The sequence below is a fragment of the Mycobacterium sp. 1081908.1 genome (assembly GCF_001673535.1).
Taxonomy (GTDB): domain Bacteria; phylum Actinomycetota; class Actinomycetes; order Mycobacteriales; family Mycobacteriaceae; genus Mycobacterium.
In genome coordinates this window covers 65,825-88,143 of sequence record NZ_LZLY01000155.1, presented here as the reverse complement: position 1 = coordinate 88,143, position 22,319 = coordinate 65,825, and the positions used below count along the sequence as shown (strand labels likewise).

General features: G+C 68.2%; 24 protein-coding genes. 6 read left to right on the top strand and 18 right to left on the bottom strand.

What is annotated here, in order from left to right:
• From A5655_RS25400 to A5655_RS25385, 4 genes are read right to left on the bottom strand one after another with little or no spacing between them, the layout of a single operon-like run.
• Positions 1-843, bottom strand: a complete 843-nt coding sequence (locus tag A5655_RS25400) for a carbohydrate ABC transporter permease (RefSeq protein WP_067015357.1) — start codon at positions 841-843, stop codon at positions 1-3.
• Positions 830-1,765, bottom strand: coding sequence for a carbohydrate ABC transporter permease (locus A5655_RS25395; protein WP_067015354.1), 936 nt, complete (start codon positions 1,763-1,765; stop codon positions 830-832). The genes A5655_RS25400 and A5655_RS25395 overlap by 14 nt, the downstream gene beginning before the upstream one ends.
• Positions 1,762-3,084 (bottom strand): sugar ABC transporter substrate-binding protein, encoded by a 1,323-nt coding sequence (locus A5655_RS25390; protein WP_067015351.1) that lies wholly within the window; start codon positions 3,082-3,084, stop codon positions 1,762-1,764. Before A5655_RS25390 ends, A5655_RS25395 begins: the two co-directional genes overlap by 4 nt.
• Positions 3,074-4,006, bottom strand: coding sequence for a sigma-70 family RNA polymerase sigma factor (locus A5655_RS25385; RefSeq protein WP_067015348.1), 933 nt, complete (start codon positions 4,004-4,006; stop codon positions 3,074-3,076). The genes A5655_RS25390 and A5655_RS25385 overlap by 11 nt, the downstream gene beginning before the upstream one ends.
• A gap of 168 nt (positions 4,007-4,174) precedes the next feature.
• Here A5655_RS25385 and A5655_RS25380 point away from each other — a divergent pair, with 168 nt between their 5' ends.
• A complete protein-coding gene (locus A5655_RS25380) occupies positions 4,175-4,525 on the top strand; it encodes a DoxX family protein (protein ID WP_067015345.1) in 351 nt (116 codons plus the stop codon).
• A 6-nt stretch (positions 4,526-4,531) separates the two neighbouring features.
• Here the strand turns inward: A5655_RS25380 and A5655_RS25375 are convergent, their stop codons facing one another.
• From A5655_RS25375 to pncA, 3 genes are all read right to left on the bottom strand, one after another.
• Positions 4,532-5,170 (bottom strand): hypothetical protein, encoded by a 639-nt coding sequence (locus A5655_RS25375; protein ID WP_067015342.1) that lies wholly within the window; start codon positions 5,168-5,170, stop codon positions 4,532-4,534.
• Between the two features lie 110 nt (positions 5,171-5,280).
• Positions 5,281-6,081: a ketosteroid isomerase family protein gene (locus A5655_RS25370; RefSeq protein WP_067015339.1), complete on the bottom strand. Its 801-nt coding sequence runs from the start codon at positions 6,079-6,081 to the stop codon at positions 5,281-5,283.
• Positions 6,081-6,641: a pyrazinamidase PncA gene (gene pncA, locus A5655_RS25365; RefSeq protein WP_156765033.1), complete on the bottom strand. Its 561-nt coding sequence runs from the start codon at positions 6,639-6,641 to the stop codon at positions 6,081-6,083. Before pncA ends, A5655_RS25370 begins: the two co-directional genes overlap by 1 nt.
• A gap of 96 nt (positions 6,642-6,737) precedes the next feature.
• Here pncA and A5655_RS25360 point away from each other — a divergent pair, with 96 nt between their 5' ends.
• Positions 6,738-7,736 (top strand): DoxX family protein, encoded by a 999-nt coding sequence (locus A5655_RS25360; RefSeq protein WP_067015333.1) that lies wholly within the window; start codon positions 6,738-6,740, stop codon positions 7,734-7,736.
• Positions 7,737-7,742: 6 nt separating this feature from the next.
• Here the strand turns inward: A5655_RS25360 and A5655_RS25355 are convergent, their stop codons facing one another.
• The 5 genes from A5655_RS25355 to A5655_RS25335 all read right to left on the bottom strand — a co-directional run bounded on the left by A5655_RS25355 (position 7,743) and on the right by A5655_RS25335 (position 12,843).
• Positions 7,743-8,321, bottom strand: a complete 579-nt coding sequence (locus A5655_RS25355) for an AAA family ATPase (protein ID WP_067015330.1) — start codon at positions 8,319-8,321, stop codon at positions 7,743-7,745.
• A gap of 12 nt (positions 8,322-8,333) precedes the next feature.
• Positions 8,334-8,723, bottom strand: a complete 390-nt coding sequence (locus tag A5655_RS25350; RefSeq protein ID WP_067015400.1) for a hypothetical protein — start codon at positions 8,721-8,723, stop codon at positions 8,334-8,336.
• A 97-nt stretch (positions 8,724-8,820) separates the two neighbouring features.
• Positions 8,821-9,285, bottom strand: a complete 465-nt coding sequence (locus A5655_RS25345) for a gluconokinase (protein ID WP_197508797.1) — start codon at positions 9,283-9,285, stop codon at positions 8,821-8,823.
• A gap of 23 nt (positions 9,286-9,308) precedes the next feature.
• Complete coding sequence (locus A5655_RS25340) at positions 9,309-11,318, bottom strand: phosphotransferase (protein WP_067015324.1); 2,010 nt, start codon at positions 11,316-11,318, stop codon at positions 9,309-9,311.
• A gap of 19 nt (positions 11,319-11,337) precedes the next feature.
• Positions 11,338-12,843 carry a carboxylesterase/lipase family protein gene (locus A5655_RS25335; protein WP_067015321.1) on the bottom strand — a complete coding sequence of 502 codons (1,506 nt, stop codon included), beginning with the start codon at positions 12,841-12,843 and terminating at the stop codon, positions 11,338-11,340.
• 80 nt (positions 12,844-12,923) lie between these two features.
• On the opposite strand from A5655_RS25335, the gene A5655_RS25330 reads away from it, so the two are divergent.
• On the top strand, positions 12,924-13,613 hold the full coding sequence (locus tag A5655_RS25330) for a hypothetical protein (RefSeq protein ID WP_067015318.1): 690 nt from the start codon (positions 12,924-12,926) through the stop codon (positions 13,611-13,613).
• Positions 13,614-13,653: 40 nt separating this feature from the next.
• Positions 13,654-14,496 (top strand): hypothetical protein, encoded by an 843-nt coding sequence (locus A5655_RS25325; protein WP_067015315.1) that lies wholly within the window; start codon positions 13,654-13,656, stop codon positions 14,494-14,496.
• Positions 14,497-14,505: 9 nt separating this feature from the next.
• Here the strand turns inward: A5655_RS25325 and A5655_RS25320 are convergent, their stop codons facing one another.
• Together A5655_RS25320 and A5655_RS29050 are read right to left on the bottom strand one after the other, a co-directional pair.
• Positions 14,506-15,474, bottom strand: a complete 969-nt coding sequence (locus A5655_RS25320; protein WP_231999270.1) for an SDR family NAD(P)-dependent oxidoreductase — start codon at positions 15,472-15,474, stop codon at positions 14,506-14,508.
• Positions 15,471-16,685, bottom strand: coding sequence for a cytochrome P450 (locus tag A5655_RS29050; protein ID WP_231999269.1), 1,215 nt, complete (start codon positions 16,683-16,685; stop codon positions 15,471-15,473). Before A5655_RS29050 ends, A5655_RS25320 begins: the two co-directional genes overlap by 4 nt.
• Positions 16,686-16,777: 92 nt before the next feature.
• On the opposite strand from A5655_RS29050, the gene A5655_RS25310 reads away from it, so the two are divergent.
• The gene (locus A5655_RS25310; RefSeq protein ID WP_067015309.1) at positions 16,778-17,407 is read left to right on the top strand and encodes a TetR/AcrR family transcriptional regulator; all 630 of its coding nucleotides are present in this window, start codon (positions 16,778-16,780) and stop codon (positions 17,405-17,407) included.
• 5 nt (positions 17,408-17,412) lie between these two features.
• On the opposite strand, the gene A5655_RS25305 is transcribed toward A5655_RS25310, so the two are convergent.
• The 3 genes from A5655_RS25305 to A5655_RS25295 are packed head-to-tail and all read right to left on the bottom strand — an operon-like array spanning position 17,413 to position 20,138.
• Positions 17,413-18,213 (bottom strand): mycofactocin-coupled SDR family oxidoreductase, encoded by an 801-nt coding sequence (locus A5655_RS25305; RefSeq protein WP_082978877.1) that lies wholly within the window; start codon positions 18,211-18,213, stop codon positions 17,413-17,415.
• Positions 18,214-19,296, bottom strand: coding sequence for a dihydrodipicolinate reductase (locus tag A5655_RS25300; protein WP_067015307.1), 1,083 nt, complete (start codon positions 19,294-19,296; stop codon positions 18,214-18,216). It lies immediately after the preceding gene.
• A 53-nt stretch (positions 19,297-19,349) separates the two neighbouring features.
• Complete coding sequence (locus A5655_RS25295) at positions 19,350-20,138, bottom strand: SDR family NAD(P)-dependent oxidoreductase (protein WP_067015304.1); 789 nt, start codon at positions 20,136-20,138, stop codon at positions 19,350-19,352.
• Between the two features lie 214 nt (positions 20,139-20,352).
• Here A5655_RS25295 and A5655_RS25290 point away from each other — a divergent pair, with 214 nt between their 5' ends.
• Positions 20,353-20,952, top strand: a complete 600-nt coding sequence (locus tag A5655_RS25290) for a TetR/AcrR family transcriptional regulator (protein ID WP_067015301.1) — start codon at positions 20,353-20,355, stop codon at positions 20,950-20,952.
• A 16-nt stretch (positions 20,953-20,968) separates the two neighbouring features.
• On the opposite strand, the gene A5655_RS25285 is transcribed toward A5655_RS25290, so the two are convergent.
• Positions 20,969-22,072, bottom strand: coding sequence for a dihydrodipicolinate reductase (locus A5655_RS25285; RefSeq protein ID WP_067015299.1), 1,104 nt, complete (start codon positions 22,070-22,072; stop codon positions 20,969-20,971).
• Positions 22,073-22,319: the final 247 nt, after the last annotated feature.

The window sequence follows — 22,319 nt, the reverse complement described above, 5'->3', positions numbered from 1 at the left end:
CTATCCGTTCATCCCGGTGACGGCGATGCCCCGTACGAAGGAGCGCTGGGCGAAGGCGTAGATGACGACCAACGGCACCATGATCAGCATCGAGGTGGCCATGATCACCGGCCAGCGGGCGACGTATTCGCCGCGGAGCCGGACCAGCCCGAGCGTGAGCGTCGCCAGGCTGTTGCGCTGAATCATCAACAGCGGCCACAGGAAGTCGTTCCAGACGTTGACCCAGGTGAGCACCGCGAGCACCATCACCGCCGGCCTCGCGTGCGGCAGCAGGATGCGCCAGTAGATCTGCCATGGCGAACAACCGTCCAGGATCGCCGCCTCCTCGAGGTCGGTCGGCAGCGTGCGGAAGAACTGCCGCATCAGATAGGTGCCGAAGGCGCTGCCGAACAAACCCGGCACGATCATCGCCCACGGGGTGTCCACCCAGCCCAAGGTGCGCATCAGGATGAACTGAGGGATCACCGTCACCGTCAGCGGCACCATCAACGTGCCCAGGTACAGCACGAACAACGTCTCCCGGCCCCGAAAGTGCAGCCGCGCGAACGCGTATCCGGCCAGCGAACAGAAGAATACCTGCCCGGCCGTGACGCACCCGGCGTAGAGCACGGTGTTGAAAAACATGCGCCAGAACGGCATCAGCGAGAACACCTCGGTGTAATTGGACCACCGCGGATGCGCCGGCAAAAGCCTTGGCTCCGTCACCTCGCCTTCCCTTTTCAGCGAGCCGGACACGGCCCAGGCGATCGGGAACAGCCAGCACCACGCGATCGCGATCAGCGCGGTGTACACCAGGACGGCGCGAAACGCGTTGCGCTTGAACACCCGCTCAGCCAAAACCACCGGAAGCCTCCAAAGAACGCTGCCGCGTGAGGCGCAACTGCACCACGGTCAGCACCAGCAAGATCGCGAACATCACCCAGGCCAGCGCCGACGCGTAGCCGAATTCCAGGAAGGAGAACGCATGCTGGAACAGCATGATGCCCAGCACATAGGTGGCGCTTTCGGGCCCACCGTTGGCGCCGTTGAGGACGTAGACCATGTCAAACGCCTGGAACGCGTGGATGATCGAGATGACCACCACAAATGACATCGCGCCCCGGATCAGCGGCACCGTGATGAACGCGAATTGCCGTATCTCGCCCGCGCCGTCGATCCTGGCGGCCTCGTAGAGGCTTTCGGGAACCCCCTGCATCGCCGCGAGCAGGATGACGGTGGCGAACGGCACGCTGCGCCAGACGCTGACGATGCACAACGAAACCATGGCCCAGTTGGGGTCGACCAGCCACGGGATCGGCCCGATCCCGACCCAGCCGAGCATGATGTTGAGCAGCCCGTTGTCGGTGTTGAAGACGAACTGCCACACGACCGCCATCACCACCGACGAGATGGCCAGCGGCAAAAAGACGATGGTGCGAAAGACGCCGATGCCCTTGACCTTCCGGTTCAGCAGCGCGGCCACGAGGAGGCTGATGACGATGGTCGGCACGACGGTGCCGAGGGTGAAGATCACCGTGTTGCGGATGGCGATGAGGAACAGCGGGTCGGAGGTGAACAGCTCTTTGAAGTTCTTGAGCCCCACGAACTTCGGCGGCCTGAACACGTCCCAGCTCTGAAAGCTCATGTACAGCGAGAACACCAGCGGGAAGACCATGAACACCGCGACCGCGGCCAGGTTGGGCGCGACGAACAGGCGACCGGCCCTCGCCCGCCGCTGCAAAGGACCGGACCCCTCGCCGTCGTTGCGGGTATCGACCGACGTCATGGATTGCGCAGCACTTCGTCGAGGGCCGGCGACAGCCCGGTCAGCGACGTCGCCGGGCGGGATCCGCGCAGCACCGGCCCGAAGCTGCGGTCCATCAGGGCGACGATCTTCTCCCACGCCGGGGTGACCGGCATTCCGTCCGAATAGGCCGGCCCCTGGGTGAGCACGGCGAGGTTGTCGATCCGGTGGTGCGATTCGGCGAAACCGGTCGAGTCGAGCGCCGACCGCAGCACCGGCACGAAGAGGGTGGATTCACCGGTCAACGCCTGGCCGACGGGTCCGGTCGCGAATTTGACGAACTCCCACGCCTGCTGCTTGCGTTGACTGCTCGCGGAGATGGCCAGTCCGGTGGCACCGATGTTGGAGCGGGCGGGCTGTCCCTCCCGTCGCGGCCCCACCGGCAACGGGGCGACATCGAAATCCAGGTCCTCGGCCCGGATGAACGTCTGGTAGCGCCAGTGGCCACCCAGCGCGATCCCCGCCTTGCCCGATGCGAACAGATCGGGCGTGGACATCGACTGCACCTCGGACGCGTCGGGCGCCACCCGGTGCCGGTTGGACAGGTCGGCGTAGAACTGGACCGCCTCGCTGAACGCGTCGTCGCCGAAATTGAAGTGGGTCGGGTTCGTCAGCGGGGTGGCCCAGGGCACCCCGTTGTTCATGGCGAACAACCCGGCCGAGTAGTACGAGAACCACATGTTGACGAAACCCCATTGGGTGGCTCGTCCCGAGCGGGCTCGCCTGGTGAGCGCGGTTGCGGTGTCGAGGAATTGGGCCCAGTTCCAGGGCCGTTCCCAGGTTCCCGGCGGTGCGGGCAGCCCGGCGTCGGCGAAAAGCCGCTTGTTGTAGAACAGGTAGTTTCCCGACCACTGTTCCGGGAGTGCGTACTGGCCCCCGTTGTACGCGAAGGTGGTGTACAGCGACGGGATGCTGTCCGATCTGAGTTCCGCCGCGAAGGCCGGGTCACGCGCGAGCATGGTGTTGAGGTCCAGCAACACCCCGCGGTCGGCCAGTTCGGCGTAGGTCAATTCCCACGCCATCAGCACGTCCGGGCACTTGCCGCCGGCGCAGAACGTCGAGAGCTGCTGCATCACGCCCGGCGCCGACAGCACCGCGCGGACCTTGATGTCGGGGTGTTGGCGCTGGAATTCCTCGATGATGCGCAACCTGCGATCCCGTTCGTCGGGGTTGGCCGCGAAGAAGAAGGTCAGCGCGTCGTCGTCGGGTGCACAGCCGGCGGCCCAGGGCGCCAGCGAAGCCGCGGTGAGCGCACCCGCGCCCCGCAGCAGACTTCGTCGCCCAAACGGCTTATCGAGCATGGCGATACCGATCTTGCCCGGTAACCGGCAGCGTGAGAACGGCCCGGCGCAGGTCATCCGGATCGCCGGTGATGTCGATCGTGTGGATCCGGCCGTCGGGGCCGATGACGATCCGCAACATGGCCTGCGCGCGCCCGCTTGGCGCGAGCACGACGCCCGGGGCGCCGTCGATAAGCAGGACCACCCCGGCCCGTGCGCGCCTGGCGAAGCGGCGGGTCTCCTCGGCCACTTCCCTCGCCCCACACACCTCGGTCGGCACGTCGGCGGGGACCAGCGCCGGGTCGACCCGGCGCACCACGTCGGGAGCGAGCAGCTCGAGCAGGGCGGCGATATCGCCGCCGCGGGAGGCCGCCAGAAACGCCTCGACGATCTCGAGGTGCTTGGCCGCGCGGGCCGGTTCGACCGCCGGGCGGGCGTGCAGGCGCCCGCGGGCCCGGCTGGCGAGTTTCTTCGCCGCGGCGGGCGACCGGTCCAGGAGGGCGGCGACCTTCTCGAACGGCATGGCGAACACGTCGTGCAGCACGAACGCCGCACGCTCCGCGGGTGAGAGCCGGTCGAGCACGACGAGCAGTGCGCTGCCGACCGAGTCCGCCAGCAGCGCGCCCTCGTCGGCCGGGGCCGCCGCGGCCCCGGTGAGCCGGTCCAGCTCGGTGGGATCGCCGAGCGGCTGCTCGGCGCGCCGCCCGCGCGCCCGGAGCTGGTCGATGGCGGCGTGGGCAGTGATGGTGGTGAACCAGCCGGTGAGGTTGTCGATGTCCGCGACGGCTTCGAATCCGCGGCGGCTGGCCTTCAGCCACGCCGACTGGACCGCGTCGTCGGCGTCGGCCGCCGAGCCGAGCAGCTGAAACGCGACCGATCTGAGGTGTCGTCGATCCGCGTCGAACCGCTGCGCGAGATCAACCAGATCCTTTGGTGCGCTCATGGGTCACCTTTTCCGCGTGGGAGTCGTCAAGAAGGTGAACGCATCCATCGAACTCTCTGTCGCAAAGGAGACCTGCACCATGACCCTACCGATTGTGCGCCGCAACGCGCGCCGCGGCCATCCGGCTCGCCGCCGCGGAAACACCTGTAAGACAAGGGATTGACGGAGATGCACACCGCGTACATCGTGATCACGCTGACAACCGCCGTCGTCACCGCCGGAATAGCCGTGGCCGACCTGATTCCGGCCGGGTTCGTCGTGGCCAACTCCGCCGAGGTGGGGGTGCCTCGCTCGTGGTTGCGGCCACTGGCGGCGGTGAAGCTGGCCGGGGCCGCCGGGTTGATTGTGGGACTGGTGAGCTTGCGCGCGTTGGGAATTGCCGCCGCCACAGGCCTGGTGATGTTCTTCGTCGGCGCGGTCGTTACTCACGTGCGGGCACGCGTCTTCTACAACCTCGCGTTCCCCGGCGCCTACCTGTGCCTGTCGGCGGCCACACTGGCGTTGATGGTCCCGCGCTGAACCCCGCTAGGCGGGCAACCGGTCCTTGATGACCTGGTCTTGTCTGCGGGCCATGTCCAGCACGACGTCGCGCGGAGCGGGATCGTTGGGCGCGCTGTCGAACTCGAGGTCGACGCCCACCCTTCCCTCGGCGAACGTCACATACGTCACCGATTTGGAGTTGTCGGGCGAAGTCCCCACTGCGATCAGCCCGTTGGTCCCGACCTCGAACGGCTGGGGGGTCCCGGTGACGTATTTGCCGTACGACGAGGCGCGCTCTTTGGCCTCCTGTGCGGCGGTCGCCGGGTCGGTGAAGACCACGACGAGGTCGTCGATGCTCCTCGTCCGATCGGGATTGGCGTACGTCACGCCTGCTCCGGCGATACCGCCGGGGTTCTGCACGGGCGGCGCCGTGGTCGCGGTGTCGGGCCCGATGTCGGTCGGCTGCAGCAGCAAATACGTGTAGTCGCCCAGCTGGGCGCTCCCCGACGGCGGCGCGCTCGACGTGGTAGTCGGTGTCGCCGAACTCGAGGGCGTCGTGGTGGACGACGCGGGCTTGGACGAGCTCGACGAGGAAGACGAGGTGGTGGTCACCGTGCAGGCCGTTCCTACCGTCAGGACGGCGGCGAACGCCACTCCCACGCCGAAGATCCGCACCACGCCCATCGCCCGCCTCCATTCGGTGACAGCTATTTCTACGGCAGTATCACTTGCCTGGCAAGACATATACGCATCCGGCACTGGCTAACTTCGGCACCCTCGAAAGATCGGAGCCGTCAGGCGGGAAAGTACCGGATCCGGTCGATCGCGTTGCCGGGCCGGGCCGCGTCGACGAGCATGACGCCGCGCCCGTGGGGCGAGCTGACCGAAACCGCGACGGTGGTCCCCGCGCCGATCACCTTGGTCCAGCCGGCCCCGCCGAGCTGTTCGACGAGTTCGGCGACATCGAGCCGGTCGTTGTCGCCCAAAGTTATTGCGGCCGTTGGCGACAGCAGACGACGAGCCGCGGACGCCTCCTTCCGGGCGACGGCGCCGAGGAAGGCCTCCGCCAGTCCCTTGCGCCGCGCGCCGGCGCGCCGAAAGCCGGCCAGGAAGCCCGCGGTCCCCCGGAATCCCTGATTGGCCAACAAGCCACGCGACAGTGCCACGGCCGGCGACGCCGCCCGCGACCCGGCCCGCAGGAACTGCAGCATCATCGCCGGCAACTCCCAATAGGCCCGCAGGTGGGCAATCTTCCAGTGTCCGTTGTCTTCTCGGAGGTCGTACCGCAGGAAGGCAGGTATGTACATCGTCACGCCCGAGCCCATCGACGCCTCGAGCTCGAGGTCGCGCAGCACGGCCGTGCCCACGACGATGTCGAGGTCGCGATGGAACGTGATGTCGCGGGGGCCGATGAAGGTGTCGTAGAAACGGCCGATCTGCGAATGCCCGACGTGCGGGCGCGATCCCACCGGGTCTTCGATCCGGCCGTCGCCGGTGAACAGCCCCACCCAGCCGGTGCGGTCATGCGCCGCGGCGGCCCGCGGCGAGCGCTCCACGGCGGCGAGCAGGCGCTCCCGATCCAGGGGCACCACCATCACGGGCCGCCAACCAGCTCGATGCCGGCGGCTCGCATCTCCGCCAACGCCTCCGCGCCCGAATCCGCCGTCACGGCCGCGGTCAGATCCACCAGCACCCGAGTGGACAGGCCGGCCCTGGCCGCGTCCTCGGCGGTCCGCCGGACGCAGTGGTCGGTGGCGATGCCGGCGACGTCCACCTCGTCGACCCCGCGCCGGCGCAGCCACTCGAGCAGTGGGGTCCCGGTGCCGTCGACGCCCTCGAAGCCGCTGTACGCCGCGGCGTGATCGCCCTTGCGGAACACCGCCTCGATGAGGTGGGTGTCGAGGCCGGGGTGAAAATCCGCGCCGTGGCTGCCCGCGACGCAATGCGGGGGCCAGGACGACCGGTAGTCCGGGCGGTCGGAGAAGTGGTCGCCGGGGTCGACGTGGAAGTCCGCGGTCGCGACGACGTGGTCGTAACCGGGCGCGCCGGCGAGGTATCCGGTGATGGCGGAGGCCAACGCCGCACCGCCGGTCACCGCCAGCGAGCCACCCTCGCAGAAGTCGTTTTGCACGTCGACGACGATCAACGCCCGCACGCGCTCCACCATATCGCCGGGCCGGATGCCACCGCCGCGAGCTGCGCCGACAGCCACGGCGGTTTGCCCGCCGGTCGGCCGGGTAACCCAGCTGCCATGTTGATCCGCAGAATCGCGAGGCCCCTGCTGTCGGCCGTGTTCATCGGCCAGGGAATCGACTCGCTGCTCAATCCCAAGCCGGCGGCCGAGGCCGCGGCGCCGGCGGTCGACGGTCTTCGCGCCCTGCCGGATCCGGTGGGGAGCAGCATTCCCAGCGACCCCCAGACGTTCGCTCAGCTCAATGCCGCCGTCCAGATCGGCGGCGGCTTGCTGCTCGCCATCGGCAAGGCCCCGCGCGTCGCCTCGGCGGCGCTTGCCTTCACGGTGCTGCCGGCCAACCTCGGCGCGCACATGTTCTGGAGCGAGAGCGACCCGCAGCTGAAAGCCCAGAAGCGCAAGGACTTTCTGACCGACCTCAGCCTGGTGGGCGGACTGATCATCGCGTCCGCCGACACGGCCGGCAAGCCGTCCCTGGGCTGGCGGGGCCGCCGGGCCGCGGAACGGCTCTCCGAGCGAATGTCGTCGGCGCTTCCCGGAACCGACGGCGAAAGCGGCGAACTCGCGGAAAAGATCGTGCACGGTCTGCAGGCCGGCGCCGAACGCGGGCGTGAACTGGCCAGCACCGCGGCCGAACGGGGCGCGCCCTATGCCGAGGCCGCCCTCGAACGCGGCCGCGAACTCGCCAGCACCGCCGCGGAAAGGGGCGCGCCCTACGCCGAGGCCGCCCTCGAACGCGGCCGCGAACTCGCCAGCACCGCCGCGGAGAGGGGCGCGCCACTGGCGAAGAAGGCCCGCAAACGCGGCGAGGAACTCGCCAGCACGGCCGCGGAAAAGAGCGCACCGCTGGCGAAGAAGGCCCGCAAGCGCGGCGAGGAGCTCGCCGACACGGCGCGCGATCGCGGCGTGGAGCTCGCCGAGATCGCCCGGCTACGCGGCATCGAGTTGGCCAACACGGCGGCCACGCGCGGCAGCGAACTTGCCGGCGAACTGGCTGACACTGCCCGCGACCGGGTGGGCGACGCCGTTCCGACCCGTCGGCGCCGGCGCCCCTGGTAATCGCGTTCAGCTCGGCCAGCGCGCCGACAGTTCCTCTGGCGCCCACTCCGGCCAGACGGGCGATCCGACCAGCTCACCGCCGCTCAGTTGGGCGACAATGCGCGGCCCGCGCAGGCGACTGTTGTCGTAGACCGTCGCGATGTCGGATAGGGCGACGGCGTCCGCGACGAGCGCCCCCAAGCGGCGGTGCCGCTGACGGATTTTGTCCTCGGGCACGCGGTGCCCGCCGGCAAGCACGCGATGCCGAACCCGCTCGACCGCAAGGTCTTCCGGGACGAGCAGCGCGTGCAGGACGACGGTGAAGCCCGCGCCGCGCGCGCGGCGGATCAGGTCCAGCTTCGAGGGATGCGAAAAGACCGTCTCCGCAATGAAAGACCGGCCCAGCTCGATCAACTTGGCGCGCGTGTCGGCGGCGATTTCCGCGGCCTCATACGCGTGCGACGCCGGGTCCTCGGGCCACCGCTGCCGAGCGATCTCGTCGGCGTTGACGACGAAGCCACGGGGCAACAACGGCGAGAGGGTGAAGGCGATGAACGTCGACTTGCCGGCTCCGTTCGGCCCGACGACCAGATCCAGTCGATTCATCGTCCCGCGCGGTCAGCGCGTGCCCGAAAGCACCACCTCGGTGCCGTCGGGTCGGTGCTCGACGATGTCGCCGGCGTCGTTGAGGGCCACCGTGGTGATCCCCTGGCCGGCCAGCGCCGCCCCGTAGTTGGTGCGCGCCAGGCTTTCCTCGATGGCGGCCGAGATCTCGGCGTTGAACACGACGCCCTCCTCGACGGTGAGCTCGCCGGTCGCCAGGTGGCCAGCCAACGCCGCTTCCACCCGCCGCCGCGAGCTGGTGTGCTGGCTGGATACCGCGCGCCCGACCCGCGCCCAGTGGTCGAGTTGCTGTTTGGCCGAACGGCTTTGGCGGGCGCCCTCGGACGCCGCACTGTCCATCAGGTCGGCGGCAACCCGCGTGACGCGATCGAGGGCCTCTGCCATGACCTTCCTCCGCTCCTGCAGCATTCCGTTACAGACCGTAGCATAATGCTACACGCCGCGGCGCGCCGCGGCCCGGCGGAGAACGTAAAGCGACGGATCAGCCACCGGCCACGAAGGCGTCGACGATGGCGTCGACCGCTAGGCCGGCGTCCACGGTGACGCCGGCCTCGTCGGCGCCGAGCGGTTCCAACGCGTCGAACTGGGATCGCAGCAACGCGGCGGGCATGAAATGGCCCGACCTCGCGGTCAGCCGGCCGCCGATGAGGTCCGGCGAACCGGCGAGGTGCAGGAACTCGACTTCTGGGCAGTGGGCGCGGAGTTGGTCGCGGTATTTGCGTTTGAGGGCCGAGCAACTCGCCACGGCCCCATCGCGGTGGCCGGCCAACCACTCCCCGACGCGGTCGAGCCAGGGCTGGCGATCGTCGTCGTCGAGCGGTTCACCGGCGGTCATCTTGGCGATGTTCGCCGGCGGGTGCAGCGTGTCGGCGTCCACGAAGGGCACCGCCAACCGTCGCGCCAGCGCCGTCCCCACCGTCGACTTGCCCGATCCCGCGACGCCCATCACCACGACGACTGGCCTGGTCGCTATTGGGCGAGGTTGCGGTTCCATTCCACCCAACCGACACCGCTGCGGCCGTCCGCGGTTTTGACGCTGACCCAGGCGCGCGGGAACTGGCTTACGCGCCCATCCTTGGCGACCATGCGGACCGGGGCGTGGCCGCGCACCGCGATGTCGGCGGCGGCGGCGCCGGGGTTGAGCTCCACGGTCGCGCTCAGCGGTAACCCGTTGTCGCCGAAGGATTCCCGCGAGGCGACGGTGTCCAGTTCGGTGACGTTGCGGGCGGCGTCCTGAACGTAGCCGATGCTGAACGTCGGGGCGCCCGGGATGCGGATGTTCACGCCGTGCAGGTGGGTGCCGTCGTCGAGGTGCAGCGCGCTCCAGATCCAGTCCATGGTCCACCAGTCGCGCACGCCCCACGAGTGGTCGCGCTGCCCGGGCGCCGAGTCGACGCGGTAGCTGGTGTCGCCGATCGTGACGGTTCCCGAGACGGTGCAAGGGATTTCGTAGCGCGTGGTCAGCCGGTACTTGTACGGGGCGCCGTCGGTGGCCCACTCCAGGTTCATCGTCATCTCGACGGGAGTGCCCGGCTCGCCGCGCAACAAGGCCGAGGGGTCCGGGTAGGCGTGGGCCTGCGCGCGCACGTCGACCCGATAGGCCTGCAGCGGGGTGCTGGCGGAGTGGTCCAGCTCGAAGGCGTCGGCGCGCACCACCCACGGGTCCGCCGGCAGCGGGACCTCGGCGTCGACCGCGACCGTCGGCATGTCGGGTCCGCACAGCAGGACGTGCACCAGGGCGTGCTGCTGGTTGGCGATCAGGCCGAGACGAAACCAGCCGCCCAATCCCTGTGCCGCATCGGCAAAGTCGGCGTACCAACTCTCACTCCATAGTGGCTCGCCGGTTGGGTCGTGGGCGAGCTCGTCGTCCTCCGACGGCCGCAGCGGCTCCGGCGCCGCCGCGGCGGGCAGGGTCGCCAGCGCGTCGGTGTCGAGAACGTGTTCGCAGTTGCGTTGCAGCATCGTCATGAACATCCGGTCGCCGCGGTCGGTGCGCTCCACGAGCATCGACGAGATGATCGCCATCATCACGCCGAAAAAGCTCTGCCGCCGGACACCTTCGGCGACATCGGCGAGGCTGACGGGCGGTTCCGGGCCCAGCGCGTCGTGGTAGGACCGGAGGAATTCGTCGTAGTGGTCCCGGCGGTCCTGCGCCCGCAGCGCGCAACCCAGGAAGTACGCCAGGTCCGTGAATGCCGGCCCCCAGGACACCGTCTGCCAATCGACCACGGTCAGCGCGCGGTCGGCCCCGGCGATGCCGAACAACATGTTGTCCAGCCGGTAGTCACCGTGCACCAGGCCGCGGATCCGGTCCGGTTCCGACTCGGCCGCAATGTAACCGTCGAACGCGGCGACCAGCCGCTCGCACACGACGCGGTGCTCGGGCGCGATCTGGTCGCCATACCGGTCGACGAAGCCGGCGTACAGCGACGCGATCATCGCCTGGTTGAGCGGCGTCTCGCGGTTGAGCCACGGCGCATCGGCCAGCGACGGGTCCCCGAGCAGCGGGCCGTGCAGCCGTCCCAATTCGACTACGCCGATGCGCGCCTGTTCCGTTGTGGCACCGGCGATTTCGTCGCCCACGACGGCGGGCCCGGCGTCGCCCAGCAGCAGATCGAAGACGCCCGTGGCGGTGTCGACGGCCGCGTGGTAGCACGGCGCTATCGGCCCGCCCAGGCGCGGCGCGATGTCGCCGTAGAAGCGGACCTCGCGCTCGTAGAGGCCCAGGGCCGAACCCGTCTGCCGGCTCACCGGATCGGAGGCCGCGACCTTCAGCACCACCGACTCCGGCCCCCCGGCGCCGGCGTCGGCTTCCGAATCGACATAGGTGAGCCGGACGCGGTAGCACTCGCTCATCTGTCCGGTGCCGATGCGCTCCACGCCGAAGTCGGCGATGGGTCCGCAGCCGATCGCCGCGGCCAGCCAGGAGGCCGTGAGGTTATCGGGTCGCTCGATGACTTGCTCGGTGTCGGCGTGCATGAGGGTCTAGCGTGCCAGGTCACTGCGCAAGTGAGAAGCCGTCCCAGGCGATGCGGCGGTGCGGGTGCGGATCGAACTCGATCCGGCTCTTGCGGTCGAACACCATCACGGCGCGTTCGGCGCGGGTGTACGCGGGCCAGTCGTCGCCCGGCGAACCCGTGCGACTGAAGGACCGCCACCGCCGCTGCACATGGTTGCTGACCCGCAGCGCCGCGCGCCGGTCGGCGGCCGCGGTCAGCAGCGCACCGAACCGGGTGCGATAGACGTCGAAGACTGCCAGTAGCTCGGTGGCATGCGTGGCGCCCAAACCCGACCAGCGCAGCGTCCGCGGGGCGTAGTCGTAGCGGTAGAGGTAGGTGGGCGCGTGGTTGCCGTGGGCCTCGGCGATCTGCCAGGCCGCCGAGCTGAACGCGAAGTCGCCGCCGAGCTGGATGCAGGCCGACGGCGCTGGGTAGTCGGGGTAGGCGGCGGTAATGCGCTCGCGGGCAGCCGGTTCCGTGTCGGCCAGCAGCTCTTCGATCATCGATTCGTTCGTCGGCAACATCTTGAGGAAGCGGGTGAACAGGCGGCCCTCCTCGGCGTTGGTGCCCACGATGAGCGGCACCTTGTGCGCACGTCCGGACCGCATCGCCTCGACCGGGTCGACGGGCAGGACGTCGTCGCCGACGACGGGACCGATCGGGAAAGCGCCCAGCCGGTTCTCCATGCCCTGGTCGATCAGCCGGTGTTGCGTTTCCACCAGTTGCGCCGCGGACGCCTTCATCAACGCGTGGGCGCCGTCTTGCGGGCGCACTCCGAGCAGGCCGGCGAAGCGCTTCGCGAACTCGGCGGCGATCTCCCGCGATCGCACCAACCCCGACGCCGGGCTCTCCGAGATCGCCTGCGCGAAGAGGCCTTCGGCGTCGGGCACGGCCAACAGCGTGGAGGTGATGCAGGCGCCCGCGCTCTCGCCGAAGATCGTGACATTGCCGGGGTCCCCGCCGAATTCGGCGATGTTGTCCCGGATCCACCGCAGCGCGATCACCAGGTCGCGCAGGTACAGGTTGCTGTCGATTTTCGTGTCGCGCGTCGACAGCGAGGACAGGTCCAGACACCCCAACGCGCCCAAGCGGTAGTTGACCGACACGTACACGCAACCGCGGCGAGCCAGCGCGGCACCGTCGTACAGCGGTGTGGCCGAGCTGCCCATGATGTAGCCGCCGCCGTGGACGAACACCATGACCGGCAGCGGTTCGTCCGGCGTGGCCTCGGGCGTGACGACGTTGAGGGTGAGGCAGTCCTCGCTCATCGGCTGATAACGGCCGACACCGAGCATCGTGTAGCGGCGCTGCTGCGGCGCGCAGTTGCCGAAGCCGTGGCAGTGCCGCACGCCCGACCACGGCGGCGCAGGCTGCGGCGCCCGGAATCGCAGCCCGCCCACCGGCGGGCGGGCGTAAGGGATGGACCGCCACCGGTTTACGCCGTCGCGGGTGAAACCTTCGACGATGCCGGCGGTCGTGCGGGCGCGAATTGTGCGCTCATGCATACCAGTGACGGTAGCCGACACAACCGCGGTCGTGCTCGGGTAGCGATCGAATCGCCGGGCGTGGCGGCTAGCCTGACGGGATGCGGATCGCCGCGCTGGTCGCCGTGTCATTGCTCGTCGCCGGGTGCTCGCATCCGGGCGGCGGCTCGGGGCAGCCCCAGACCACCACGCCGCCGTCGGCGGGGGCTTCCGCGACGACGCCGGCCGGACCGTCGGGCAGCAAACCCCCGGCGCCATCCGCCGCGCCCGGGGCCGGGGCCGCGATCTCCGACGTCATCGCCTGGATCGAGGCAGCTCACCCCGCGGATCCCGGCCGCTACCACAACGCTTCCCGCGACGGCACCACCACGCCGCTCGGCAACGACATCGCCCTCACCGCGCAGGCGGGCAAAGTGTCGTGCATGACCGATTCCAAGCGCACCGGCGGCGCGCTGGCGTGTCTGGTCGCCCTGACCAATCCCCCGCCCCGCCCGGACACGGCCTACGGCGACTGGAAGGGCGGCTGGGTCGACTTCGACGGAACGACCCTCCAGGTCGGGTCGGCGCGCGCCGATCCGGGTCCGTTCCTCAGCGGCAACGGACCCGAACTGGCGAACGGGGATTCGTTGTCCTTCGGCGACTACCGCTGCCGCGCCGACGATTCGGGCCTTCTCTGCGTGAACTACGCCCATCAGTCGGCGGTGCGGTTCGCCGCCGCCGGCATCCAGCCGTTCGGTTGCCTGAAGCCGGTGCCACCGCCGGACGGGTTCGGTGCCGCCTTCGGCTGCTGAATTTGCTGCACCCGCGGTTTCGGCGTGGGACCATTTGCCGATGGACTCCGACGATCCCGAACAGCGCATCGCGGACCTGGAGCGTCAGCTGGCGGAGCAGAAGCGCATCGCCGAGCTGGAACGTCAACTGGCCGAGGCCAAGGCGGCCGCCGACCAGAACCGCGCCGGGGGGCGGCCCCGCTCCTTCTTCAGCGTCCAAACGGGCGCGAGCCAGGGTGGCGACGACCGTGCCCGCCAGTACGCGGAGTCGTTGTGGGAGGGTTTGCGCTCCGGGGCGCCGGCGGGCCCCGGCGGGCCTTCCGGGCCCGAGATGGCCCAGCATCGGGCGGCGTTCATGCAAGCCGCGGCCCAGGCGGGCCTGTCCCAGGAACAGATCGACAACATCTTCAAACACGGGAAAGCGACGTTCCAGGTGGGCCACTCATCAGTGGTGTATTCCGGGCAGGGCGCCGCACCGGACTACAGCGCGTTCGCCGGGCCGCCCGCGTTTGCCCAACAGGTCGGGTCGAAGCGCCAAGCGGCGCAGGGCCGCCGGCGGCCGCTGGGCCTGCGCGGGTGGCCCGATCGGATCGGCGCGGTCCTCGGGACCTTTGGCCTCTGCATCGGCGCCGCCGCCTCCCTGACCGCAATGATGCCGTCGAGCGCGCTCTGGACGAGCCCCTTCGTGTGCGACAGCGGATACCAGCTGGCCTACGACACCACCAACTACAGCTACAAACCCGGGCAGTCGGGGACCAGCGTCAGCTTCGAATGCGTGGGGGCCACCGGCTCGTACGAGCCCAGCTGGATCGCGATCGATGCGTTTCAGACCGTGTTGGCCGCGGTGGTGCTGGGCGCCGCCGTGGGCATCGGATTCGTGATCTGGCGTCTGATCCGCAAATAGGTCCGACCGTCAGCCGGGCCGGCCGGCGATGGTTGCGAACAGCTCCGCCATCTCGTCGGCGGGTCCGGCCGGGACCGTGTAGCCCGCTTCGTCCCGAATCTCGTCGAGGTGGTCGCGCACGTCCTCGATGCACAGCCCGGGACGGTGGAAACCCTTTGTCCTGCCGATGAAGAAGCGGGCGACGTGGCCGGCGCCCACCGTGTAGATCTCGCCGGACACCGGGCACTCGCGGTGCGTCAGAAACGCCGCCACCGGGGCCACCAGCGCCGGGTCCAACTTCTGAAGGTATTGGTGCACAAGGTCATCCAACACCGCCTGCGCCGCCTGGTCGTCCTGCCGCCCGGTCGCGTGCTCGACTTCGCGCGCCAGCATCCGCGTGTACGCGATCGGCGCGATGGCGTTGACCTTGATGTCGTGGGCCGCCCCTTCGGCGGCCAGCACGCGGGTGAAGCCGATCAATCCGGTTTTGGCCGCACCGTAGTTGCTCATGCGTTCGGCGCCAAGGATTCCGGCGGCCGAGCAGGTGTTCAGTATCCGCCCGTAGCCCCGCTCGCGCATGACCGCCCACGCGGGTCGCGTGACGTAGAACGCGCCCTTCAGGTGCACGTCGACGAGCGGTTCGAGCCGGTCGGCGGTCATGTCCGCGAACGGCGCGTCCCCGACGATCCCGGCGTTGTTGATCACGATGTCCACCCGCCCCCACGCGCGCCGGGCGGCGTCGATGATCGCCTGTCCGCCTTCGGGAGTCGTCACGCTGTGGGTGTCGGCGACGGCGTCGCCGCCCCGCTCACGGATCTCGTCGACGACGGCGCGTGCGGCCTCGCCGTCGGCGCCATCCCCGGTTACCGACCCGCCGATGTCGTTGACGACGACGCGCGCTCCGCGGGATGCCAGCAGCAACGCGTAGTGCTTGCCCAGGCCGCCGCCGGCGCCGGTGATCACGGCGACCTGGTCGTCGAACCGCAGATCGTTGGTCACCAACTGACCGGAAGTTCTTTCATGCCGTAGATGTTGGCGTCTTTGAACCGCAGCTCCTCCGGCGATACCGCCAGTCGGAGCCCGGGTAGGCGGCGCGCCAGCGTGGCGAACGCGACCTGCATTTCGACGCGGGCGAGGTTCGCTCCGATGCATTGATGCACGCCATACCCGAACCCTAAGTGCCCGCGGGTGTTTCGGTCGGCCTCGAACGATTCCGGATTGTCGACGAACTCGGCGTCCCAGTTCCCCGCGGGCAGGTTCATCATGACGAAATCGCCGGCGCGGATCAGCTGACCGCCGATGATCAGATCTTCGGTCGCCACGCGATCGACCTGGCTGTGCACGATGCTGAGGTAGCGCATGAGCTCTTCGACGATGTTCGCGACCACGGCTTGATCGTCGATTTGTCCGAGTCGGCGGAATACGTCGGGGTGTTGCAGCAGCGCAACCGTTCCCAGCGAAATCATGTTGGCGGTGGTTTCGTGGCCGGCCTGCATCATGATCACGCTGTTCATGGCCGTGGTGGCATGGTCGAGCTGACCCGTCGCCACGTATTCGGTGACGAGGCGGCTGATCAAGTCGTCGCCGGGTTCGCGCTCCTTGCGCTCCACCAACTCCTCGATGTAGGCGTACATCGCCCCGAAGGCTTGGCCCTTCTCCTCGTCGGAGGACCTCTGGTCCAAGCCCACGGTGGTGTGGTGCTGGAAGAGCCCGAGATCTTCGGGCGGCACCCCCAGCAGCAGCGCAATCACCAACGACGGCACGGGCAAGGCGAATTCGCGCACCAGATCCGCCGGCGCTCCCCCGTCGATCATCTGGCCGAGGTAGTGGTCAACCGTTTCCTGGATTCGTGGCCGCATCGCTTCGCAACGCCGGAAGGTGAAGTTGCCGGTCATCATGCGCCGCAATCGATGATGCTCGGGGTCGTCGGTCCGCGCGAACATCACCGGGACCTTGTTGTTGGCGTCCTTCGGCATGATGGCGTCGGGAATGGTCTTCGCGGACAGGCGGGGATCGACCAGCGCCTGCCTGATGTCGTGGTAACGGCTCACCACCCAGACCGGGTTGCCCTGGAACATCGCCCTCCGGAGCCCCGGTTCTTGCCGCCAGTCCGCGAACTCGGCCGGCGGCGCGAGCGGGCAGCGCTCGGCGCGCGGGGCGGGCAGCACGGGAAGATCGGCGTCAGAGTGGACTTCGGAAGCTGTTGACATCACCGGCATTTCCTACTAAGTGGCAGATAGCTGTCAATTAGGGAGCGTAGAGCCCGGCTAACTGACAGTCAACCGTCAGTTAAGCTGTCCAGATGACCGCCGTCGAGGACCGCCCGTTGCGGGCCGACGCCGCCCGCAACGCCGAGCGCATCCTGCGCGCGGCGCGGGCCGTCTACGGCGAGCTGGGTCCCGACGCGCCCATGGAAGCCGTCGCCCGTCGCGCCGGAGTTGGGGAACGGACGCTCTATCGGAGATTCCCGGCCAAGGCCGATCTGGTCCGGGCCGCCCTCGATCAGAGCATCGCCGAGGACCTCACGCCGGTGATCGACAGCGCGCGCCGCGCCGATGACCCGCTGCGCGGTCTCACCGAACTGATCGAAGCGGCGATATCGCTGGGGGCGCGTGAGCACAACCTGTTGACCGCCGCGCACCGGGCCGGGTCCCTCACGTCGGACATCTCGGTTTCGCTCAACGAGGCGCTCGCCGCCCTTGTCCGCGAAGGCCAGCGGGCCGGCCGGATCCGCGCCGACCTGGTCGCCGACGACCTGCCCCGCCTGATCGCGATGCTCTACAGCGTGCTGTCAACGATGGATTCGGGCACCGACGGCTGGCGGCGCTACGTCGCCCTCGTCGTCGATGCGATATCGGTCGATGAAAGACAAACGTTGCCCCCGGCCGCTGCGCTGCGTTATGAGATCGGGCCCAATAGCTGGCCGCTGTAAGCGGTTTAGTTGATGGTGACCCCGGCGTCTACCTTGAACTGCAGCCCCGTCACATACCTGGACTCGTCGGAAATGAGGAACAGCACCGCGTTGCTGACGTCGGCGGGCTCGACCGCGGGCGTCGGCATCGCGTTGACGAAGATCGGGATCAGGTCGGAGCGTTGCTCGCCCAGCAGGGCCCCGAACGACGGCGGAACCATCCCGGTCGGGACACCGGTCGGGAGCACGGTATTCACGCGCACGTTCTGTGCGGCCAGTTCATTGGCCAGCGCCAGCGTCAATCCGACCACGCCGTATTTCGCCGCGGTATAGGGCGTCTGTAGCGGGAATCCCTTGACGGCGCCGGCCGAGCTGATGTTCACCAGGCTGCCGCCGCCCTGCTCGAGCAGGTGGGGTATCGCCGCCGCGCAGGTGTTCCATACCCCGATCAGGTTCACGTCCACCACCGTGCGCCAGTCGTCGGGAGTCGTTCTGTCCCATGGCGCCACCGTCAACACGCCCGCGTTGGCCACCGACCCGTCGAGACCGCCCAGTTGTCCGGCACCCTCGTCGACCGCCGCGCGTAGTTGTTCGCCGTCGCGGACGTCGACGACGTAACTCACGCAGCGGCGGCCGAATTCGCCCACCAATCGCGCCGTTTCGTCGAGATCTTCCGTTGTGGCCAACGGGTATTCGATCTGCGGCAGGGATTGGCAAACGTCGACCAGGATCAGGTCCGCGCCCTCCTCGGCGAGCCGCAGCGCGTGACTGCGCCCCAGACCGCGGGCCGCACCCGTGATCAGGATGCGCTTTCCGGCAACGCGCACCTAAGGCTCGTTCCACATCAGGCCGCGCATCGTCGCGGACAGCGGGATGTCCTCCACGCCGACCAGTCCTTGGGGCGCGCGGCACACCCAGTCGATCGCATTGACGGCCCGGCCCGCGGTCGAGATGCAGCCGGCATCTGTGGCGTCGAAGAGGGGATGGGATACGTGGGTGTTGATTTCCACCCGCGGCTCGCCCTCCACGACGACTCGGTGCACGCCGGTGTGCCCCTCGGGCGGGAACTCCCAGTCGGGCGCGGCGGCGGCGGTAAGCCTCGTCACGTGCTCGAGGGTGATCACCGGTTTGTCGTCGAGGACGCCCTCGGTGGCAAAGCGAACCGCGGCCATCCGCCCCGGCTCCACGGTCATCATCGTGCAGTCGATGCGCTCGGGTGTGTACCAGGGTTCGACGCGCTGCCGGACGTCGTCGAGTTTGATGTCGAGATGGTCGGCCAGACTCCGCACCTGGCCGCCCCACATCGCGACGATCACCCCGGGCAGGAACATCATGGCCGGCTCGTCGTCCGGGGCGGTTCCGAACCCCATTGCCGCACCGGTGAACTCGGCGTCGTCGTAGTTTCCGTAGTCGAATATCTCCTGCACGGTGATCGACGAGACCCGGGTGGTCAGGCTGGCCGCTGCGTGCACCAGTGTGTCGCCGGAGAAGCCGGGGTCGATGCCGTTGACGTAGAGCGAGGTACCCCCGGCCGCACAGGCGCGCTCCAACGGAACCCGCAACCAGTCTTCGGCGTGATGCGGTGTCACCAGCCAGACCAGCGACGTGCCGACGACGTTGACGCCCGCCGCCAGAAACTTGGCCATCTGCTCGATGGCCTCGATCGGCCGGGTCTCGCCCTGCGCCGTGTAGACGACGCAGTCGGCGCCGAGGGCCACGAGGGCGTCGACGTCGTCGGTGGCGATGATGCCCGTCGGCCGCGCCAATCCGCAGAGTTCGGCTGCGTCGCGGCCGATCTTTTCGGAGCCGGCGGCGTGCACCCCGACCAGTTCCAGGTCCGGTCTGCCGATGATCGCTCGCAACGAATGCCGCCCCACGTTGCCGGTCGAGAATTGAATGACTCTGCGCATTGTTAGCCCGATCCTTCCAACGGCGGATGATGACCGATCATGTCAGGCGCCGGTCAGTAGTCGGGTATGGGCAGTGGCGAATTGTTCGAGTCGATGCCGCCGTCGACATGGAAGGTCGCGTTCGTCGCGTAACAATCCCGCGTGCACAGGTACACCGCGAGCCGCCCGAGGTCCTCGACGTCGCCGAGCCGATGCAGGGGCGTGTTCTCCTGCATCTTCTCCAGTGAACCGGGCATCAAGTCCAGGCTGCTCTGCAAACCGTCGGTGGCGAACGAACCGAGTGCGATGGCGTTGACGCGGATCTTCGGCGCGAGTTCTTGCGCCATGGCGCGGGTTAGGGCCTCCAGCCCGCCCTTGGCGACGCAGTAGGCGGTCAGCGCGCGAATTCCGAAACGGGCCGATCCCGACGAAATGTTGACGATGGAACCGCGTCCGGCGCCGAGCATGTGTGGGGCGACGAGTTGGCTCATGATGAACGCAGAAGTCACGCACCAGTCGAACGTGTGCCGGAAATCCTCGTCCGTGATGTCGAGGAAACGGGCGTACGTGGAGCCGCCGACATTGTTGACGAGGATGTCGATGCGGCCCAGGCGATCCATGGCGGTGTTCACGACGCGTTCCCCGTCGGGACGACTCATCGCGTCCGCGACGAGCGCCAGCCCCTTGCCGCCCGCGGCCTCGATGCCCTCGATCGTGCCAACGATGTCCGCTTCGGTGCGGGCGGTCCCCACAACCGTCGCCCCGGCCTCCGCCAAAACCCGGGCGATGCCCGCCCCAACACCCTTGCCGGCGCCCGTGACGATCGCGACCTGTCCATCCAGTCTGAACTGCTCCAATGCCATGCCGGGCTCCTTCGGCCGCGCGTGGGGTGTGCGCCGTACACTCTAAGAACGCTCTCTGACTAAAGTCAATGAATGTATGCCGTTCCGATTCGCGTCGGCTGGTGTGGTGAGGCGACGCTCAAAGTTATGCAAGCCTTTCTGGCGCGAACACGTCATAATGGGCGAATTGCGCTCGTAACTCTCGGATGAGTCGGGTCAACCTTGAGGGACTGGAATGGCTGTGACGGACAGACTGTCTGCGCGAGAAGCAAAACGCTTGCAGACGCGAGAGCGTTTGATGGGCGCCGCCATCGCGGAGTTCGCGCGTGCGGGAATGGCCGAGGCCGACGTCAGCGCCATTGTGGCCGCCGCGGGGGTCGCCCACGGCACCTTCTTCTTCCACTTCCCCACCAAGGAACATGTCCTGCTGGAGCTGGAGCGCCGGGAAGAGGACCGCATCGCCAAGCAGTTCGCGCAATTCCTGAAGTCCAAGCACGATCTTGCTTCCGCGTTGAACGAGGCGGTTCGCGTCGTGGTCGGACTGGAACGCCGGCTGGGCTACCTGCTCTTCAATGACTTTCTCGCGCTGCACTTCTCCCAAACCCGTCCGCCCACCGAAGACGGCAGGGATCACCCGTTGGTGGTCTTGGTCGCCCAGGAAATCGCGCTCGCTCAGGAACGCGGGGAGACGGATCCGCACGTCAATCCCATGAACAGCGCGGTGTTCTTCTTGCTGGGTCTTTACTCCCTGTTGATCACCACGAACCATTGGCCGACCGGCCACGATCTGCTGGAAGACTACGTGGCAAGGACGTTGCGCAGCTTGCGTCCCTGATCCACGCCGCCAACGGCTACGAGCGCACCAGTCCACGCAACGGCACCAGCCCGAGCTCCTTGTGGGTGAGGAAACCCGGCGCGGCCTCGCAGACGGCCGGAACCGTGTTCGCCGGGCTCATCGCCGTCCAGGTGTAGCCGGGCTTGGGGTAGTTGCCCTGCGGGTCCGCCGGCGCTTGAAGGATCAGCTCGGTCGGCTCGTCGCCCTCGATCACGATGCGGTAGTGGTAATGGCCACCCCAATCAGGCTGCGGCTCAATGGCTTCGTACTCGTCCATCGTGTACATCTCGTGAAAGGTGATGAGCGGCTTGTTGTCGATCCACGTCGTCCACCTGTGATGCTGGGAGGCGACGGTGCCCTTCTTGATCACCCCCTTGAAACCCGGCATGTCGCTTCCCGGACCGCCTTCGAAGTGAATGTCGCGCGTCGCCACGCCAAGCTCCACGTCCGTCGTGTACTTCTCGACGGTCTCGCCCAGCCCGTCCGCGATCATGGCCATGGACTGCGCGAACAACGGCCACGCGTTCCCCAGCAGATTCGGGCCCGCCCGAAACTCTTCGGGTGTGTTGCCCATACCCATCTCGTGCAGGTACTTCAGCGTGTCCTTGCCGAAATTCACCACCTCGTAGATGTGGATGGCGTCGATCCGGCTGACAATGCGGGCCAGCGTCAGGACGAGCAGGTCCGCGGCGAAACCCGGGTTGACGCCGCCCGCGTGGAACGACGTCCCACCCTCGTGGCATGCCGCGTCGATCTTGTCGATGTCGGCCCGGCTGTGCTCGGTTCGGTACCACCACGCGCCGCCCGAGGCGACGACGTTCTTGCCGCCGCGCAGCAGCCGACAGACCTCGTCGGGATCCGACCAAAGCGGCGCGTAGAAAACACAATCGGCGTCGAGCGCCTCGATCGCCGCCTTGTCGGTGGTGGCGAGCACCCCGATCGGCGCGGCACCGACGAGCTCGCCGGCATCCTTGCCCACCTTCTCCGGGCGGTTGCAGAGGACTCCGACCACCTCGAAGGCGGGATTATGGGCAAAGTGGCGCAGCGCCACCGTTCCGACATTGCCTACGCCCCACTGGATTACGCGATACTTCGGCTGGGTCGGCGACTTGAGCGTCATTGCAACTCCTTTGGCCTGAGCGGCTGAGCGCTCGCTGAGCGTAGGCGCTCCTCAAACGCCATGTCAACGCTTGCAAGCCTGACTAATGTCAGTGTTTGTGAGTCCGAACGGTCGGGAATGGCCATGCGCTCCCAATGAGTCCGTCCCTCACGTGGCTACTTGCCGCTGCTCTATCGCTGACTCAAGTCAGCCTGCTATAGTGCTCGCACCTGCTCGATCAGTCTCGGCGAAGGGGGGTTCGTGTATC

Excerpts from the sequence above, each read along its gene's own strand:
- A5655_RS25290 (WP_067015301.1), top strand. The coding sequence starts at position 20,353 with ATGGCTGTGACGGACAGACTGTCTGCGCGAGAAGCAAAACGCTTGCAG.
- A5655_RS25325 (WP_067015315.1), top strand. The coding sequence starts at position 13,654 with ATGGACTCCGACGATCCCGAACAGCGCATCGCGGACCTGGAGCGTCAG.
- A5655_RS25295 (WP_067015304.1), bottom strand. The coding sequence starts at position 20,138 with ATGGCATTGGAGCAGTTCAGACTGGATGGACAGGTCGCGATCGTCACG.
- A5655_RS25360 (WP_067015333.1), top strand. The coding sequence starts at position 6,738 with ATGTTGATCCGCAGAATCGCGAGGCCCCTGCTGTCGGCCGTGTTCATC.
- A5655_RS25350 (WP_067015400.1), bottom strand. The coding sequence starts at position 8,723 with ATGGCAGAGGCCCTCGATCGCGTCACGCGGGTTGCCGCCGACCTGATG.
- A5655_RS25375 (WP_067015342.1), bottom strand. The coding sequence starts at position 5,170 with ATGGGCGTGGTGCGGATCTTCGGCGTGGGAGTGGCGTTCGCCGCCGTC.
- A5655_RS25390 (WP_067015351.1), bottom strand. The coding sequence starts at position 3,084 with ATGCTCGATAAGCCGTTTGGGCGACGAAGTCTGCTGCGGGGCGCGGGT.
- A5655_RS25355 (WP_067015330.1), bottom strand. The coding sequence starts at position 8,321 with ATGAATCGACTGGATCTGGTCGTCGGGCCGAACGGAGCCGGCAAGTCG.
- A5655_RS25330 (WP_067015318.1), top strand. The coding sequence starts at position 12,924 with ATGCGGATCGCCGCGCTGGTCGCCGTGTCATTGCTCGTCGCCGGGTGC.
- A5655_RS25340 (WP_067015324.1), bottom strand. The coding sequence starts at position 11,318 with ATGCACGCCGACACCGAGCAAGTCATCGAGCGACCCGATAACCTCACG.
- A5655_RS25385 (WP_067015348.1), bottom strand. The coding sequence starts at position 4,006 with ATGAGCGCACCAAAGGATCTGGTTGATCTCGCGCAGCGGTTCGACGCG.
- A5655_RS29050 (WP_231999269.1), bottom strand. The coding sequence starts at position 16,685 with ATGTCAACAGCTTCCGAAGTCCACTCTGACGCCGATCTTCCCGTGCTG.
- A5655_RS25395 (WP_067015354.1), bottom strand. The coding sequence starts at position 1,765 with ATGACGTCGGTCGATACCCGCAACGACGGCGAGGGGTCCGGTCCTTTG.
- A5655_RS25310 (WP_067015309.1), top strand. The coding sequence starts at position 16,778 with ATGACCGCCGTCGAGGACCGCCCGTTGCGGGCCGACGCCGCCCGCAAC.
- A5655_RS25335 (WP_067015321.1), bottom strand. The coding sequence starts at position 12,843 with ATGCATGAGCGCACAATTCGCGCCCGCACGACCGCCGGCATCGTCGAA.
- A5655_RS25370 (WP_067015339.1), bottom strand. The coding sequence starts at position 6,081 with ATGGTGGTGCCCCTGGATCGGGAGCGCCTGCTCGCCGCCGTGGAGCGC.
- A5655_RS25285 (WP_067015299.1), bottom strand. The coding sequence starts at position 22,072 with ATGACGCTCAAGTCGCCGACCCAGCCGAAGTATCGCGTAATCCAGTGG.
- A5655_RS25380 (WP_067015345.1), top strand. The coding sequence starts at position 4,175 with ATGCACACCGCGTACATCGTGATCACGCTGACAACCGCCGTCGTCACC.
- A5655_RS25300 (WP_067015307.1), bottom strand. The coding sequence starts at position 19,296 with ATGCGCAGAGTCATTCAATTCTCGACCGGCAACGTGGGGCGGCATTCG.
- A5655_RS25345 (WP_197508797.1), bottom strand. The coding sequence starts at position 9,285 with ATGGGCGTCGCGGGATCGGGCAAGTCGACGGTGGGGACGGCGCTGGCG.